At 33.5% G+C, this 14755-nt stretch carries 11 protein-coding genes; 2 read left to right on the top strand and 9 right to left on the bottom strand.

What is annotated here, in order from left to right; translation table 11 throughout:
- Positions 1–75: 75 nt before the first annotated feature.
- The 9 genes from RMN92_RS09460 to RMN92_RS09420 form a co-directional block, all read right to left on the bottom strand.
- Positions 76–1125 carry a 2Fe-2S iron-sulfur cluster-binding protein gene (locus tag RMN92_RS09460; protein WP_309609213.1) on the bottom strand — a complete coding sequence of 350 codons (1050 nt, stop codon included), beginning with the start codon at positions 1123–1125 and terminating at the stop codon, positions 76–78.
- Between the two features lie 5 nt (positions 1126–1130).
- A complete protein-coding gene (locus tag RMN92_RS09455; protein WP_309609212.1) occupies positions 1131–1661 on the bottom strand; it encodes a hypothetical protein in 531 nt (176 codons plus the stop codon).
- A gap of 9 nt (positions 1662–1670) precedes the next feature.
- Positions 1671–2639 carry an AAA family ATPase gene (locus RMN92_RS09450; RefSeq protein WP_309609211.1) on the bottom strand — a complete coding sequence of 323 codons (969 nt, stop codon included), beginning with the start codon at positions 2637–2639 and terminating at the stop codon, positions 1671–1673.
- Between the two features lie 8 nt (positions 2640–2647).
- A complete protein-coding gene (gene nuoF, locus RMN92_RS09445) occupies positions 2648–4015 on the bottom strand; it encodes an NADH-quinone oxidoreductase subunit NuoF (protein WP_309609210.1) in 1368 nt (455 codons plus the stop codon).
- 2 nt (positions 4016–4017) lie between these two features.
- Positions 4018–4548 (bottom strand): NAD(P)H-dependent oxidoreductase subunit E, encoded by a 531-nt coding sequence (locus RMN92_RS09440; protein WP_309609209.1) that lies wholly within the window; start codon positions 4546–4548, stop codon positions 4018–4020.
- Between the two features lie 82 nt (positions 4549–4630).
- On the bottom strand, positions 4631–5869 hold the full coding sequence (locus RMN92_RS09435) for an NADH-quinone oxidoreductase subunit D (RefSeq protein WP_309609208.1): 1239 nt from the start codon (positions 5867–5869) through the stop codon (positions 4631–4633).
- Between the two features lie 133 nt (positions 5870–6002).
- The gene (locus RMN92_RS09430; RefSeq protein WP_309609207.1) at positions 6003–6524 is read right to left on the bottom strand and encodes an NADH-quinone oxidoreductase subunit C; all 522 of its coding nucleotides are present in this window, start codon (positions 6522–6524) and stop codon (positions 6003–6005) included.
- 78 nt (positions 6525–6602) lie between these two features.
- Positions 6603–7148 (bottom strand): NADH-quinone oxidoreductase subunit B, encoded by a 546-nt coding sequence (locus RMN92_RS09425; protein WP_309609206.1) that lies wholly within the window; start codon positions 7146–7148, stop codon positions 6603–6605.
- A gap of 82 nt (positions 7149–7230) precedes the next feature.
- Positions 7231–7596 (bottom strand): NADH-quinone oxidoreductase subunit A, encoded by a 366-nt coding sequence (locus RMN92_RS09420; RefSeq protein ID WP_309609205.1) that lies wholly within the window; start codon positions 7594–7596, stop codon positions 7231–7233.
- 308 nt (positions 7597–7904) lie between these two features.
- Between RMN92_RS09420 and RMN92_RS09415 the strand changes: the two genes are divergently transcribed.
- Both RMN92_RS09415 and RMN92_RS09410 read left to right on the top strand, forming a co-directional pair.
- Complete coding sequence (locus RMN92_RS09415) at positions 7905–13604, top strand: MG2 domain-containing protein (RefSeq protein WP_309609204.1); 5700 nt, start codon at positions 7905–7907, stop codon at positions 13602–13604.
- Between the two features lie 159 nt (positions 13605–13763).
- Positions 13764–14755: transglycosylase domain-containing protein (locus RMN92_RS09410; RefSeq protein WP_309609203.1), on the top strand; the 992-nt coding region annotated here is incomplete at its 3' end.

Below are 14755 nucleotides of genomic sequence, written 5' to 3'. Positions count from 1 at the left end.
GTGGAATACATCGCCATTAGCATTGTTAGAGCAAATACAACTAATATAACAACACTTTTTTCTATTATAAATGCACTATCCATTTTTATTTGTATCTATAAGGTTGCCATCAATTTTTTCATTGTAATCAATTTCAGCCATACTTATTTTTTTACGATCTTCGTCTCTGCCTTCTAATATGAATTTTTCGGTAGCAATCTCTACTTTTTCTAATTTTCGAGTATAGTTATTTTGTCCGATTACAGAATCTTTTTCTACTTTTCTTGGTCCTTCAATAGTCCAATCCTCAACATTTTTGTGATCAAAACGACAACCATTACAAATAAATTCTTCGACTTCGTGATACTCGTCTTTTCTACCAGTAACGCGTTGAATTTCGCCACCAAACATCCAAACTGTTGTTTTTCCACAACATTTGTGGCAATCTCTGTGGGCGTTGTAAGGTTTATTGAACCAAACACGAGATTTGAAACGAAACGTTTTGTCGGTCAATGCGCCAACCGGGCAAACATCAATCATGTTTCCTGAAAATTCATTATCAATCGCTTTCGATATTGCTGTAGAAATGTTGGCGTGATCGCCTCTATCCATTACACCATGTACTCTGTCATCGCATAATTGGTCCGCGACTTGAACGCAACGTTGGCATAAAATACAACGGTTCATATGCAATTGAATATTTGGACCTATATCTTCTGGTTCAAATGTTCTTTTTTCTTCAATAAAACGTGATTTTGGATTACCATGTTCGAAACTTAAATTTTGCAAATCACATTCTCCTGCTTGGTCGCAAACTGGACAATCTAAAGGATGGTTAATCAGCAAAAATTCAGTCACTGATTTTCTTGCTTCTTGCACTCTAGGCGAAGCTTTGCTCGCAATTTCCATTCCGTCTTGACAACCCGTTACGCACGATGCCATTAGTTTTGGCATAGGTCTTGGGTCGGCTTCGCTACCTTTGGTTACATCAACCAAACAACAACGGCATTTGCCACCGCTTCCTTTTAGTTTAGTATAATAGCACATGGCTGGCGGTACTACTTCGCCTCCAATCATACGCGCTGCTTGTAGGATTGTTGTTCCTGGTTCTACTTCGACACTTTGTCCGTCTATGGTTACTTTCATCGTAATTATATGTTTTGAAATTCATCAATATTAAATTGATACTTCTTTTCTAAAATATATTCTAAATGTCTTTTTAATTTTAAAATATGATTTTCATCTCCATTAAAATTTTCAAAAATAAAATTTATTAAATTTTTAAACCGCTCGTCGTTTTCAGGTTTTAATGATTTTGATTTTTTCATAAAGTCAACAAAACTAATAAAACCAAAGTCTTCTACAGCACAATTTTTAATTTTTAAATAGTCATTTATCCAATGTTCAAATTGCCTTGGTCCAATTAATATTAAAAACTGACAATTTTCATTGTGTTTGAATATTTGTGTGTTATTGTTTTCATAGATTTTAGCGAAACTGCTTGGGATTTTTTTGTCTTTATCAACATCAACAATTCCTATGCTAAAATTTCCTTTACTGCTAACAACTACTCCTTTAATTACAGCATCATCTCCACTTTCTTTTCTAATTAAACTTTTATCATTCAATAATCGTTCAAAAAAATATTTATCTGCCCAACATTCTACACCAACTAATTTCATATTCTAAAATTAATTAGTTTCCCACAAACTCTCAAAATTGAAAAATATATTCATTCCAAATTCAAAAACATCTTCATTCTTATCTTTATCTAAAAGCTTTACTTTGGTTTCACCATCTACATTATTTACTAAATAAATATTAGTGTTTTCTTTGCTTTCCTCGTCTCTTAAAAATTCTTTGATAATGTAATCGCTATGTGTTACTATGAAAAATTGATTGTCATTTTCATCATATTTCACAGCATTTGTGAACTCTAAAATATAAGGTTCGAAACAATGAGCTTCTGGCTCTTCAAATAATAAAACAGAATTTTGATTACTCATTATTGCCGCTTTGTAAAAGATTAATCTTTGTAAAGTATCAGCGATCATACTATAAGGCAACTCAAAAACAGTTCCGTCATCCAAATCCTTTTGTAAAACAAGTTCAAATGTTCCTGATTTAATAACCATCTTTAGTCCATTAGAATTTAAATATTTTGATACCGCATCACGCAAAGCACCATTCATAGAAATAATTTGTCCAATATTTTCTCCAAAAGGAGTTTCTAAAACTGGATCTCCTCTTTTTTGACTTCTTTTATTATCGAAAATGTATTTTTTTATATCATGATAATAAACATTTTCGTTAAAAAAACTTTCTTTATATTTTAGATTTGTATTATCTAAATTTATAAAATCTTCAGAAGTATATCTTTCTCTACTTGCAATATTAAGTTCTATTTTTTCATTTAATCTAATGGATATAATATTATGCGTAATGCCTTTAAAAAACAACTCGTAATCTAATTCATGTCTGACATAATCTCTTAAATCTCGACTGTTATTCAAATATCCAAACAAACTTAATGCCTCCAAAATATTACTCTTCCCAGCATTTGGCATACCCACAAACACATTAATTTTATTACATCCATCAATCTTTAAATGTTTGATAGATTTAAAGTTAGAAATTTCTATGTTGTTTACTTTTTCCAATGGTTTATTTATGCTAATTGATTGCCAATTAAATGCTTTACTTTCTCAAAAGGCTCATCCACAAAATGATTCCTATTTTTTATTTTTTCTGGAAAACGCACGTGATATTCAAATTCCTCCCTAAAATGACGAATCGCAGCAGCCACTGGCCAAGATGCAGCATCACCTAGCGGACAAATTGTATTTCCTTCGATTTTGCTTTGGATATTCCATAACAAATCGATGTCTTCTTCACGACCAGTTCCTGTTTCTATTCTATGTAATATTTTTTCTAACCAACCTGTTCCTTCGCGACATGGCGTGCATTGTCCGCAAGATTCGTGGTGGTAAAAACGTGAAAAATTCCAAGTGTTACGCACAATACAAGCTCTATCGTCATACACAATAAACCCGCCTGAACCTAGCATTGAACCTGTAGGAAAACCACCGTCTGAGAGACTTTCGTAACTCATTAATCGGTCTTCATTATTGGCTGTTTTGTATATTAAATTGGCAGGTAAAATTGGCACAGAACTTCCTCCTGGCACTAATGCTTTTAAAGGTCGATTGGTTGCCATTCCGCCGCAATATTCATCAGAATTGATAAAATCGTAAACCGTAATTCCCATTTCGATTTCGTAAACACCAGGATTTTTAATATTTCCAGATGCTGAAATTAGTTTTGTTCCTGTAGAGCGACCTATTCCTATTTCGGCATATTTTGCTCCTGAATTGTTCACAATCCAAGGCACTGCTGCAATTGTTTCAACATTATTTACTACTGTTGGATTAGACCATAATCCTGATACTGCTGGAAACGGTGGTTTGATACGAGGATTTCCTCTTTTCCCTTCCAATGATTCTATTAATGCTGTTTCTTCACCACAAATATAAGCTCCAGCACCAACGTGAACATATAAATCCAAATCGTAACCCGTTCCTAAGATATTTTTTCCTAACCAACCAGCTGCTTTTGCTTCTGCAATGGCACGTTCTAGGATTTTGTACACCCACATATATTCTCCACGAATATAAATATAGGATAAATTTGCGCCCAATGCATAACTTGAAGTGATCATTCCTTCGATTAATAAGTGTGGCATAAATTCCATCAAATATCGATCTTTGAATGTTCCTGGTTCAGATTCATCTGCATTGCATACTAAATATCTAGGTTTTCCAGACTTCTTATCAATAAAACTCCATTTCATTCCCATAGGAAAACCAGCTCCGCCACGACCACGAATTCCAGAAGTTTTTACTTCTTCGACCACTTCGTCTGGCGTTAATGTCTTCAAGGCTTTTTCTACAGAAGTATAGCCTCCGTTTTGTCGGTATACTTCATAGGTTTTTATACCTAGAATATTTATTTTGTCTAATAATATTTTTCTTGACATAATTATTTATCGTGTAATATTACTTTTCCATCCTTACAATCTGCTACCAATTGGTCAATTTTTGCTTCAGTCAAATGTTCCTGATAAAAATCTCCCAATTGCATCATCGGAGCATATCCGCAAGCTCCAAGACATTCAACACCACGAACTTCAAAAAGTCCGTCGGGAGTTGGTTCGCCTACTTTTACACCTAATTTGTTGCATGTATATTCCATTAGATTTTCCACACCATTCAAACAACAAGGAGAAGTTTGACAAAATTCAAACATAAATTTACCAATAGGTCTGCGGTTGTACATTGTGTAAAACGATACTACTTCATAAACTTCTATGGGTTTGATGTGTAGAATTTCGGCTACTTTGTCTTGCAATTCGATACTCAACCAATTGTCGTGTGCATCTTGAACTTCGTGCAAAACTGGTAATAATGCTGATTTTCGTTTGTCGTCTGGATAATGACCAATGAGCTCATTGATGCGATTCATCAACGATTCAGTTATGTTTATTTCTTGTTCAAAATGTGTATGTTCCATTAATTTTTATTTTAAATTTTGAGTTATAAATTTTAAATGTTTTGAAATTAATTCATCATTTATAATTCATCATTTATAGTTTTTATGCATCTAATTCTCCCGCAATAACGTTCAAACTAGATAATATTACGATGGCATCTGATAATAATGCTCCTTTGATCATTTCTGGATAGGCTTGGTAATAGATAAAACATGGACGACGAAAGTGCAATCTATAAGGAGTACGACTTCCATCGGTTACCAAATAAAATCCTAATTCACCATTTCCTCCTTCTACAGCATGATAAATTTCAGCTACTGGAACAGGTATTTCACCCATTACAATTTTAAAATGATAAATCAATGATTCCATACTACTGTAAACATCCTCTTTTGGAGGAAGATAATAATCTGGAACATCAGCATGAAAGTCATTTCCTTCTGGCATTTTTTCTAATGCTTGACGAATGATACTCAAACTTTCCCAAACTTCGGCATTACGAACACAAAAACGATCGTAAGTATCTCCGGATTTTCCTACTGGTATAATGAATTCAAAATCTTCGTAAGAAGAATATGGTTCGGAAACACGAACATCATAATCGACACCAGCCGCACGAAGATTTGGCCCTGTAAATCCGTATGCCATTGCTTTTTCGGCAGAAATTGCACCTACATTTACCGTTCTATCGATAAAAATTCTATTTCTTTCGAAAAGGTTTTCAAATTCTTTCCAACAAACTGGAAATTCTTCCAAGAATGTATTCAATAATTCAAATGCTTTTGGTGACCAATCTCTTTCGAAACCGCCTATTCTTCCCATATTGGTTGTTAAACGAGCACCACAAATTTCTTCGTAGATTTCGTAAATTTTTTCTCTAAATTGAAATACATACAGGAAACCAGTATAAGCACCAGTATCTACGCCAAGAATGGAGTTACATATAATATGGTCTGTAATTCTTGCCAATTCCATTACGATAACTCTTAAATATTGAGCGCGTTTTGGCACTTCGATATCTAATAATTTTTCTAGTGTCATCCACCACGCCATGTTGTTGATAGGTGATGAACAATAATTCATTCTATCTGTTAATGGCGTAATTTGGTAAAACGGACGATTTTCGGCAATTTTTTCAAACGCTCTGTGAATGTAACCAATAGTTGGTTCGGCGTCAATAATACGCTCACCATCCATCAACAAAATATTTTGAAAAATACCATGTGTAGCTGGGTGAGTAGGTCCTAAATTCAGAATTGAAAGCTCACTTCCATCATCGTTTAGTTTCTCTTTTATTAATTTAGCATATCGATGCTCTGGTGGTAATAATAGTTCTGACATAATTTAATTACGAATTACGAATTACGAATTAAAAATTATTGCTTTTAATGAATTGTAATTTTATGTTTCTTGTTTCTTTATATACTATTTATTATCTTTTATTATGTTGTAATTCATAATTTTAAATTCGTAATTACGAATTAATCGTTGTTCTTCCAAAAAATCGATCGTCTTTGTCGGTTCTTCCTGAATCTTCCATTGGGAATTCTTTTCGCATTGGGAAAGATATCATTTCATCCATGTTCAAAATTCGTTTTAGTTGTGGATGTCCAACGAAATTGATTCCGTAAAAATCCCAAGTTTCACGTTCCATCCAATTGGCACATAAAAATATATTGGAAATTGTTTTTATTTCAGGAGTTGTACCATTCAAAAAACATTTAATTCGAATTCTTTTGTTTTCAATCCAATTGTGTAAATGATATACGACTTCAAATTGTTCATTTTGATTATTATCTGGATAATGAATTCCGCAAACATCTGTTAAAAAATGAAAATTCAAACTTTCATCATTCTTCAAAAATAATATTATTGCTGTTATTTTATCTGAAGCAACTTCAAAAGTAAAAATATCTTTTTCTTGACGAAAATGCATTACACTTTCGGCAAATGTTTCAGTTAGTTTATCTTGGATTTGGATGTTTTCTAAAGCCATTTATTTATTATTCTAAATTTTGAATTATAAATTTTAAATTAATTTGAAATTTAACATTTATAATTTAAAACAATATTTTTATTTAATATTATAAGATGCTAAAAGTTCTTGATATTCTGGTGAACTACGACGACGAACTGATTCTGATTTGACCAATTCTTGCAGTTTCATCACACCATCTACAATTTGTTCTGGACGGGGAGGGCAACCTGGCACATATACATCTACTGGAATTACTTTATCAATTCCCTGAAGAACCGAGTAAGTATCGAAAATACCACCAGATGAAGCACAAGCACCAACTGCAATTACCCAACGAGGTTCTGCCATTTGCTCGTAAACCTGACGTAATATAGGCGCCATTTTTTTGGAAATAGTTCCCATAACCATCAACATATCTGCTTGACGAGGCGAAAAACTTACTCTTTCGGATCCAAAACGTGCCAAATCATAATGAGAAGCCATTGTTGCCATAAACTCAATACCACAACAAGAAGTAGCAAATGGCAATGGCCACATTGAATTGGCACGAGCCAATCCTACAACATCATTGAGTTTTGTAGCAAAAAATCCTTCACCTGTTACTCCTTCTGGAGCTTCTACTATGTTTGTATCTGAACTCATTTTTATTTATTTTGAATTTTGAATTATAAATTTTAAATGCTCAAATAATTTAAAATTCAACATTTATAATTTAAAATAATTTCTATTCCCACTCCAAAGCTTTCTTCTTTATAATGTAGAAAAAACCTACGAGCAATAACGACATAAATATGAACATTTTAACCATCCCTTGTTCTCCCAATTCCTGAAAATTAATTGCCCAAGGGTACAAAAATATAACTTCTACATCAAAAAGCACAAATAAAATGGCAACTAGAAAATATTTTACAGAGAAAGGAATTCGTGCATTTCCAATAGAATCAATTCCGCTTTCAAAATTTTTATCTTTGTTAACTGATGATCTACTTGGTCCGAGCTTACCTGAAATTATAATTGTTCCCACTACAAATCCTACAGCTAATAGCATTTGCATTAAAATTGGAAAATAATCTAATTGATTTGATTGCATTTTTAAAAATTTGTATTCCAACTACAAAGATACGTGGCTGGAATTAAATCGCAATTAAATTTCACATTTTCAATCGAAAAAAGCCATTATAATTGTTATTTTTAACGCTTCTAAATAATACCGATTTTTATCAAGTATTATTTTAAGAATTGTTCATCAATCATGTTTCAAATAACAGTTTTAAATCTTTTTTTTTAAATAAAAAAATAAATTTAAAAAAAATATGGTATTTAACAAAATCGGTATGAATTTTGATGTATTTTTAATGAAAATTTAACCAATTATTTACTCTTAATTCTTTATTCAAAATGAAAACGAAAAATCTTGTTTGGGTATTTGTTTCTTTTCTTATTTTTCAAGCGTGTGGTAGAAAATCAGCTACCGATTTTAATTCAGATTTTTCGTTATTTAAAGGCATAATTTCAAATTTTACAGGAGGAATAGTCTCGACTGGTTCAGATATTCGAGTCGTGCTTGCTTTTGATAAAAAAGAATGGACTGCAAATCAAGTTTTGGACGATGATTTATTCGACATATCACCAAGTGTAAGTGGTAAGGTTGTAGCTCTTTCTCCAAACACTATTGCATTTATTCCTAAAGAAAAATTAGATCCCGATACCGAATATCAAGTTACTTTTAAAGTAGATAAAGTAGTTACTCTCGACGAAAAAAGTAAAGATTTGGCAAAGTTTAACTTTACACTTAAAACGGTAAAGCAAGATTTTCTAGTAACTACAGAAGATATTCAGTCCTATGGAAAAGACTATCAATATTTGAATTGTACTTTAAAAACAGCGGATAATCTTGATTTTGAAACGGCTCAAAAATTAGTAACAGCCGAACAAAATGGCAAAAAACTGGAAATTAAGTTTTCAAAATCATCAAGTACAACTACAGAATTTAAATTTGTAGTGGATAGTATTCAACGTTTTGATAACGATAGTAAAATAGAAATTTTATACGATGGAGATAATTTCGATATTGATCAAAAAGGCAAAATTGATTACACAATTGTAGGAAAAGATAATTTCAAAGTGGTTGATGTTTCGATTCCCGAAGGTGACAATCAAACATTGCTAATCAATTTTTCTGATGCTTTGCAAAAAGGGCAGGATTTCAAAGGATTAGTTAATATTCAAAATGCAAAAAACCTAAAATTTGCTACAGAAGGAAACGTTTTGAAAGTATTTTTTAATAATGATGCAATTACAGATAACACGCCAGCACCAATTGTTGAAGCGGTTCCAGAAGTAGTTCAAACAAGTCTAGATTCCTCTGCGGTAGAAGTTGTTGCCGTGGATTCTGCTGCTACAGATGCTGTTGCCTCTGCTACCGAAGCTGTGGCTTATGCCGAGCCTGTTGAGGAAGTGACAACGCCTGAGCAAATTATGTCTGGGAATGTTCTAGTCGAAGTTTTTCAGGGTATTGAAAGTGAAAATGGATATAAAATGAAGCAGAATTTTTCTACCTCTGTTTCTTTTGACCAAATAAAACCAAATGTCAAATTCACCAAAAATGGAACCATTTTACCTAGTTCAAATAATTTGAAACTCAATTTTGAAGCTGTTAATTTGAGTGCTGTTGATGTTAGGGTTTATAAAATATACAAAAATAATATCCTTCAATTTTTACAATACAATGAACTCAATGGCGCTCAAAATTTGAAAAAAATTGCACAACCCATCGCCAAATCTACCATAAATTTAAAGGAAAATAAATTAGTCAATTTTGGCGAATGGAACACATTTGCGCTGGATTTATCTAAAATAATTACGCCTGAACCCGGCGCTATTTATCGTGTGGAATTTTCGTTCAAGAAAAATTACTCTTTATATAAATGTGATGGATCCGCAGAAGATGATAGTACAACTGATGATGATGAAGTAGACGAAAATGATGTAAATTATAGTGGCAATAGTTACGATGACTATTATTATGAGGATTACAGCTGGCGCGAAAGCGAAGATGCTTGCACGCAATCATATTTTTATAATACAACCATTGGAACTAATATTCTAGCTTCAGATTTGGGTGTTATTGCCAAACGCGGTGAAAACAAATCGTATTTATTTGCTGTTAATAATATTGTCACAACCGAAACTGTTTCCGGTGCAAAAGTAGAATTATTTAATTTTCAACAACAAAAATTAGCCAGCGAAACAACAGATGGTGATGGAATTGCAAAATTTGAATTGGATAAATTTGCCTATTTTGCCATTGTTTCTCACGGAGATCAATCCACTTATGTGAAATTGGATGATGGAAATTCGCTTTCTGTCAGCAATTTTGATGTAGCTGGAGAAGCTTTACAAAAAGGCTTGAAAGGCTTTATCTATGGAGAACGCGGAGTGTGGCGTCCAGGAGATAATTTGTATTTGTCATTCATTTTTAATGATGTAGCAAACAAAATACCGAATACACATCCTATTAAATTCAGATTGACGAATCCAAACGGGAAAATAACCTACCAAACTGTTCAAAAATCAAATGAACTCAATCATTATAGTTTTATAGTTCCAACAAATGCAGACGATCCGACTGGAAGTTGGGAAGCTATGGTAAACGTTGGTGGTGCCAAATTTTATAAAAATATAAAAATTGAAACCATCAAACCCAATCGTTTGAAAATTAAAAATGTTTTTAAAAACGAAGTGCTTTCCGCTTCCTATCCAAACAATGCCAATTTGCAAGTAAACTGGCTTCATGGCGCTGTTGCGAAAGATTTACGAGTAGAAATGCAAGCCAAATTCTCGCAACAAGTTACTACTTTTAAAGGACTTGATAAATATGATTTTGATGATGAAGTACGTCAGTTTAGTACGGAAGAAATTAATGTTTTTTCAGGAAAAGTTGATGCCAACGGAAAAGCATCCGTAAATATTGATCCAAAATTGCAAGGACAAGCTCCAGGAATGTTGCGTGCTGCTTTTATGACAAAGGTTTATGAGGAAGGTGGCGATTTTAGCACCGATGTAATGTCGACAACTTATTCTCCTTATAAAACTTATGTTGGTTTAAAATTGCCAGCCCTAACTAAATATGAAATGCTCGAAACCAGAGCCAATAATCGTTTTGAAATTATTACTGTTGATGAAAATGGTCGTCCAAAACCAGTTAAAAATCTAGAAGTAAAAGTTTTCAAAGTAGAATGGCGTTGGTGGTGGGATTCTTCAAACGATAATTTATCGAATTACAACTCATCAAATGCAACCACATCTTACAAAACTTTTAGAGTAAATACGGATGCAAGTGGAAAGGGAAGCATTCAATTTGCGGTGACTGATGAAGAATGGGGACGTTATTTGATTCGAGTTATGAATACCAATGACGGTCACGCCACAGCACAAACTGTCAATATCGATTGGCCAGCTTGGTCTGGAAAAACCAGAAATACCGATGCTTCAACAGCCAATATGCTGGTTTTTTCTACAAATAAAAAAAATTATGAAGTAGGCGAAAAAGCACAAATATCATTCCCGTCAAGTGAAGGCGGGCGTGCCTTAATTTCGATAGAAAACGGTGCAAAAGTAGTAGAAACCATTTGGGCAAAAACCCAAAAAGGAGAGACTAAAGTTGAAATTCCAATTACTGCCGCAATGGCGCCAAATGTGTATTTCAATATTACTTTATTACAACCACATGCATCAACAAAAAATGATTCTCCTATAAGGATGTACGGCATTATTCCCGTGGAAGTTATTAATAAAAATACGATTCTTGAACCTAAAATTGTAATGCCCGATGTTTTAAAACCTGAACAAACATTTAGTGTAAATGTAAGTGAAAAATCAGGAAAAGCCATGACTTACACTATTGCAGTTGTCGATGAAGGTTTGCTGGATTTAACGCGATTCAAAACCCCAAATGCTTGGGATAGTTTTTATGTTCGTGAAGCTTTAGGTGTAAAAACTTGGGATATTTACGATGATGTAATTGGGGCGTATGGTGGAAAAGTCAATCAAATATTCAGTATTGGTGGCGATCAAGATTTGGGTGGTGGCAAAGCCAAAAAAGCCAATCGTTTTAAACCCGTAGTTGTTTATCTTGGTCCTTTCAAGTTAGGTAAAGGCGACACAGAAACACATCAAATAAAATTACCCAAATATATAGGTTCGGTAAGAACAATGGTTGTGGCTGGCGATGCAAAATCAAGCGCTTACGGAAGTATTGAAAAAGCAACACCTGTTCGTAGTCCGTTGATGGCGTTGGCTTCGTTGCCACGAAAAATATCTCCATCGGAAAAAGTGACGATTCCCGTGACTATTTTTGCAATGGAAAACTGGGTCAAAAAAGTTTCTGTACAAATTAAAACAAGTCTAGGGCTAAAAGTCATTGGAAAATCTACTCAAAACTTAACATTTGCGAGTCCAGATGAGAAAATGACGTATTTTAACTTGGAAGTGGGCGCTACAACTGGTATCGCAAAAGTGGAAGTCATTGCAACATCTGGGAATGAAAAATCTACTTATGATGTAGAAATTGATATGACCAATCCAAATCCTGTAACCAATACTTTTACCGATATTGTTTTAGAACCAAATAGTTCCGAAACTATATCTTGGAAAACTTTTGGAGTTGCGGGAAGCAATAAAGCCAGAATTGAAGTATCCTCAATGCCATCAATTAATTTTAATGGAAGATTGCAATATTTAATTCAGTATCCACACGGTTGTGTAGAGCAAACTACCTCATCGGTTTTTCCACAATTGTATTTAAATGATATTGCAGATATTGATGCCAATCGTAAGACATTAATTCAAAAGAATGTAACTGCTGGAATTACTAGATTATTTGGATTTCAATTGTCAAATGGTGGATTTTCATACTGGCAAGGTGACCCATCTCCTGACGATTGGGGAAGTTCTTATGCGGGACATTTCTTAGTGGAAGCCGAGAAAAAAGGCTATGTTTTACCTATTAATTTAAAATCAAAATGGATTTCCTTCCAACAGAAAGAATCAAAAAAATGGCGTTTTGAACCTAAATATGGCAACGATTTTGCACAAGCCTATCGTTTATATACATTGGCATTGGCTGGTTCGCCTGATTTATCATCAATGAACAGATTGCGAGAAACCAATGGAATTTCAAATGAAAGTAAATTGCGATTGGCAGCTTCTTATGCTTTGGCAGGACAAAAACAAGCGGGAATGTCATTGTTGTTAAAATCTAAAATCGATGAGGATTATAACGATAATTACAGCTATTACTATTATGGTTCAAGTGATAGAAATCGAGCCATGACCTTAGAAACTTTAATTTTATTAGGCCAAAAACAAAAAGCATTTACGACCGCTATGAAATTGGCTAAACAAATGTCGGCAGACCAATGGATGAGTACACAAACAACAGCGTACTGCTTATATTCGATGTCAAAATTTGCCGCTTTCAATGGAGGAAAAGGGATTGATATTCAGTTTGTGAATGGAGGAAAATCGTATATGGTAAACACCAATAAAACGTTGGCTGAAAGAAATCTTTCGACTAAAACAGGTGCTAATGGTTTGAAAATCAAGAACAATAAAAACAATACTTTGTATGTTCGTGTTTTAAATTCTGGGATACTTCCTGTGGGTCAAGAACAAACTGCTCAAAACGGATTGAGTGCCAATGTGGTTTTCAAAAACAGAAAAGGTGGCGTTATCAATGTTTCAAAAATCAATCAAGGGACTGAATTTGTTGCCGAAGTAACCATCAAAAATTTAAAAAATGAAAGAGTTGAAAATGTGGCTTTATCACAAATTTTACCTTCAGGATTCGAAATTGTAAATACACGTTTTACAGATTTTGGCGATGCTACAAACAATATTGCCGATTATATTGATATCCGCGATGATAGAACAAATTTCTATTTTCCATTAAAATCGGGTGAAACTAAAACGTTTAGTGTTTTGTTAAATGCTTCTTATCTTGGAAATTATTATTTACCTGGATTGCAATGTGAAGCCATGTACGACAATACATTTTTGGCGAGAACAAAAGGAAGATGGGTTGAAGTGGTCAAATAATTTTATTTGGAGCGAATGGCTTGGGATTTATCTGTAATCCATATTCCTGCTCTCGTTTCAATCTTTTCACACCTGACAGGTTTCAAAAACCTGTCAGGTATAAAAAGGATTTCCACTCCATCAGGGCTAAACATCAAATCATTTGAATTTTTGTAAATTTTGAAAACAAAACTCAAAGCGTTCTTACAACGCATTCTCGATTACATAAAAAACAATAAAAAAAAATCAGTTGTAATTTTTATACTACTGACAATTTATTACTTTTCATTACCACGAACTTTATTTCAAGAACCTTATTCAACAGTCATTGAAAGTAAAGAAGGAGAATTATTGGGTGCTAAAATTGCTCGAGATGGCCAATGGCGTTTTCCTGCGCAAGACAGTGTTCCAGAAAAATTCAAAAAATGCATTGTTTATTTTGAAGACGAGTATTTCTACAAACATCCTGGATTTAATCCTGTTGCAATGGTAAATGCCATTAAACAAAATCGAAAAGCAGGAAAAGTAGTTCGCGGCGGAAGCACATTAACGCAGCAAGTGATTCGTTTGTCTCGAAAAGGAAAAGGTAGGACCTATTTTGAAAAAATTATTGAAATAATCCTTTCAACACGGTTGGAATTGCGACATTCTAAAGATAAAATTTTAGAATTGTACGCGGCCCACGCCCCTTTTGGCGGAAATGTAGTGGGTTTAGAAATGGCTTCGTGGCGGTATTTTGGTGTTCAATCACATCAATTGTCTTGGGCTGAAAGTGCAACATTGGCTGTTTTACCGAACGCTCCAAGTTTAATTTATCCAGGGAAAAATCAATTAAAATTACTTAAAAAACGCAATGTGCTTTTATTAAAGTTAAAAAATGAAAGTATTATTGATAATCAAACTTACGAATTGGCTATCGAAGAACCATTACCTCAAAAACCTTATGATTTGCCACAAATTGCACCGCATTTGTTGCAAAGAGTGGCCAAAAATCAAGAAGGAACTCGGTTAAAAACCACTTTGGATATGGCGTTGCATAATCGAGTGAATCAGATTGCGAAGTATTATTACAATCAATACAAACAAAATGAAGTCAATAATTTGGCGATTATTGTTATTGATGTAAAAACCAGAAATATTATGAGTTATGTAGGCAACTCGCCAACAGATTT

This window comes from Flavobacterium sp., assembly GCF_031363805.1.
Taxonomy (GTDB): domain Bacteria; phylum Bacteroidota; class Bacteroidia; order Flavobacteriales; family Flavobacteriaceae; genus Flavobacterium.
Note: the sequence above shows the minus strand (reverse complement) of the source record. Positions and strands in the feature narration are given on the sequence as shown.

Coding starts and splice junctions, on each gene's coding strand:
- RMN92_RS09460 (WP_309609213.1), bottom strand. CDS start 1,125: ATGAAAGTAACCATAGACGGACAAAGTGTCGAAGTAGAACCAGGAACA.
- RMN92_RS09455 (WP_309609212.1), bottom strand. CDS start 1,661: ATGAAATTAGTTGGTGTAGAATGTTGGGCAGATAAATATTTTTTTGAA.
- nuoF (WP_309609210.1), bottom strand. CDS start 4,015: ATGTCAAGAAAAATATTATTAGACAAAATAAATATTCTAGGTATAAAA.
- RMN92_RS09440 (WP_309609209.1), bottom strand. CDS start 4,548: ATGGAACATACACATTTTGAACAAGAAATAAACATAACTGAATCGTTG.
- RMN92_RS09435 (WP_309609208.1), bottom strand. CDS start 5,869: ATGTCAGAACTATTATTACCACCAGAGCATCGATATGCTAAATTAATA.
- RMN92_RS09430 (WP_309609207.1), bottom strand. CDS start 6,524: ATGGCTTTAGAAAACATCCAAATCCAAGATAAACTAACTGAAACATTT.
- RMN92_RS09425 (WP_309609206.1), bottom strand. CDS start 7,148: ATGAGTTCAGATACAAACATAGTAGAAGCTCCAGAAGGAGTAACAGGT.
- RMN92_RS09420 (WP_309609205.1), bottom strand. CDS start 7,596: ATGCAATCAAATCAATTAGATTATTTTCCAATTTTAATGCAAATGCTA.
- RMN92_RS09415 (WP_309609204.1), top strand. CDS start 7,905: ATGAAAACGAAAAATCTTGTTTGGGTATTTGTTTCTTTTCTTATTTTT.